The 1953-nt window shown below is 65.1% G+C and carries 1 protein-coding gene and 2 pseudogenes; 2 read left to right on the top strand and 1 reads right to left on the bottom strand.

The window, feature by feature from the left end:
• Nucleotides 1-125 (bottom strand): annotated as a pseudogene (locus FTU46_RS16580) (transposase); the annotation flags it as partial.
• A 165-nt stretch (nucleotides 126-290) separates the two neighbouring features.
• Here FTU46_RS16580 and FTU46_RS16900 point away from each other — a divergent pair.
• Nucleotides 291-452, top strand: a pseudogene (locus FTU46_RS16900) (relaxase/mobilization nuclease domain-containing protein); the annotation flags it as partial.
• 171 nt (nucleotides 453-623) lie between these two features.
• Entirely contained in the window at nucleotides 624-1856 is a 1233-nt protein-coding gene (locus FTU46_RS16575) for a DUF3363 domain-containing protein (RefSeq protein ID WP_227544086.1), read from the top strand.
• The last annotated feature ends 97 nt before the right edge of the window (nucleotides 1857-1953 follow it).

Genomic DNA, 1953 nt, shown 5'->3' with positions numbered 1-1953 from the left:
AGCCTTGCAATGAAATCCAATGGTTCGAAAATGACGTGCGTGGTGCCGTCCCGGTACGGCGTCTTGAGCTGGTAGCGCACGTTGCCGCCTCGTGTTAACGACAGCCGCTTCTCGGATACCGCCGGGCCGCGTGGAAGGGCGGCCGTGCCCGCGCGCATCTGCTCTATGTCCAGCGCGACGGCACGTCACGCGACGGCGAGCGCGGCCGGCTCTATGCGGGGACCGAGGACCGCGCCGATGGCGACGCCTTCCTTGATCGCGGCAAGGGCGACCGACATCAGTTCAGGTTCATCGTCTCGCCAGAGGACGGCGCGGAGCTATCGGACCTCACGGCCTACACCCGCGATTTCATGAAGCAGGTGGAAGCCGACCTCGGCACCAAACTCGATTGGGTTGCGGTGAACCACTATAACACCGGCCATCCCCATGTGCATGTCATCGTCAACGGCCGCGACGACACGGGCGGGGATCTAGTCATCAATGGCGACTACCTTTCCGTCGGCCTGCGCGAGCGGGCCAGCGAACTTGCCAGTCTCGAACTCGGCCCCGTGACCGAGATCGAGCAGACGCGCAAGCTGTCGGCCGAAATAGACCAAGATCGTTTCACCCGGATCGACCGCGCCATGGCCGAGGAAGCCGATGCCCGTTTCCTCGACCTTCGCCATGAACCGGCAGCGCCGAGGCGGCAGTTCGAGCGCACCCTACGCCTGCATCGTCTTACCAAGCTGGAGAAGATGGGACTGGCGACCGAGCACGCGCCCGGCGTTTGGGAATTGAGCAAGGACATGGAACCGGCCCTGCGCGAGCTTGGAGAGCGGGGCGACATTATCCGCACCATGCAGAAGGCGCTCGGCCCGCAGGGCGGCGAACGCGATCCCATGAGCTTCCAAATCCATGACGGAGCGCCCGAGACGCCCATCGTCGGCCGCGTCGTGGACAAGCACCTGTCCGACGAACTGGGGGAGAACCTGACCGTTGTGGTGGACGGCATCGACGGCCGCACGCACCACATCGCCGGCATCGCGCTCGAGCGGCTCGAGGACGCCCGCATCGGCAGCGTCGTCCAGCTCGGCCCCGCCGAGGCGGCAGCCCGGCCGTCCGACCGCACCATTACCGCCATTGCAAAGGACGGCATCTATCGGCCGAGCCGCCATCTGGAGCAGGCCAAGTTCGAGGGCCGCGTTCCAGGCGGCGACTATGAGGGCTATGTCGATGCCCATGTGCGCCGGCTGGAGGCGCTACGCCGGGCCGGTATCGTCGAGCGGATCGACGCCGACCAATGGCGCATCCCCGATGATCTGGTCAGCCGTGCCGCCGCCCATGACGCCGGCCGAGACAGTCAGGCCAGCGTTCGCGTCCTTTCCCCGGTCGATCTGAACAAACAGATCGGATCGGACGGCGCGACCTGGCTGGACCGGCGGCTGATCCACGGCGAGACGGCCGACCTTGCGCCAACCGGCTTCGGGCAACAAGTCCGCGAAGCCATGGACCAGCGCCGCGAGCACCATATCGAACAGGGCGACGCCACCCGCAGCCGGGACAGCCGCGTCTTCTACCGGCGCAACCTTCTCGCCATCCTGCGGGAGCGCGAGGTAGCCGGCGTCGGATCGGATATGGCTTTGAGTAAGGGCCTGCCGTTCCGCGCCGCCACGGACGGCGAGAGCGTCAGCGGCAAGTTTACCGGAACCGTGCATCTATCGAGCGGCAAGTTCGCCGTGGTCGAGAAATCCCATGAGTTCACCCTTGTCCCGTGGCGGCCGATCATCGACCGCCAACTCGGCCGCGAGGTTATGGGCATCGTGCAGGGCGGGTCGGTGTCGTGGCAGTTAGGGCGGCAGAGGGGGCTGGAACGCTGAGTGCGCCCATGCCGCATTGCGAAGCAAAAGATAATCGGATAAAATGTAGCAATTCATATTCGTAAGCGTGGAGTAATCAGATGGGAAATTCCAAGTC

It is taken from the genome of Acinetobacter sp. YH12108 (assembly GCF_013419055.1).
Taxonomy (GTDB): Bacteria; Pseudomonadota; Gammaproteobacteria; order Pseudomonadales; family Moraxellaceae; genus Acinetobacter.
The sequence above is the reverse complement of the archived record's forward strand: the minus strand, read 5'-3'. Positions and strand labels throughout refer to the sequence as shown.

What these genes read in the sequence shown, in the direction of transcription:
- FTU46_RS16575 (WP_227544086.1), top strand. Translation starts at nt 624, where the DNA reads ATGGCCGAGGAAGCCGATGCCCGTTTCCTCGACCTTCGCCATGAACCG.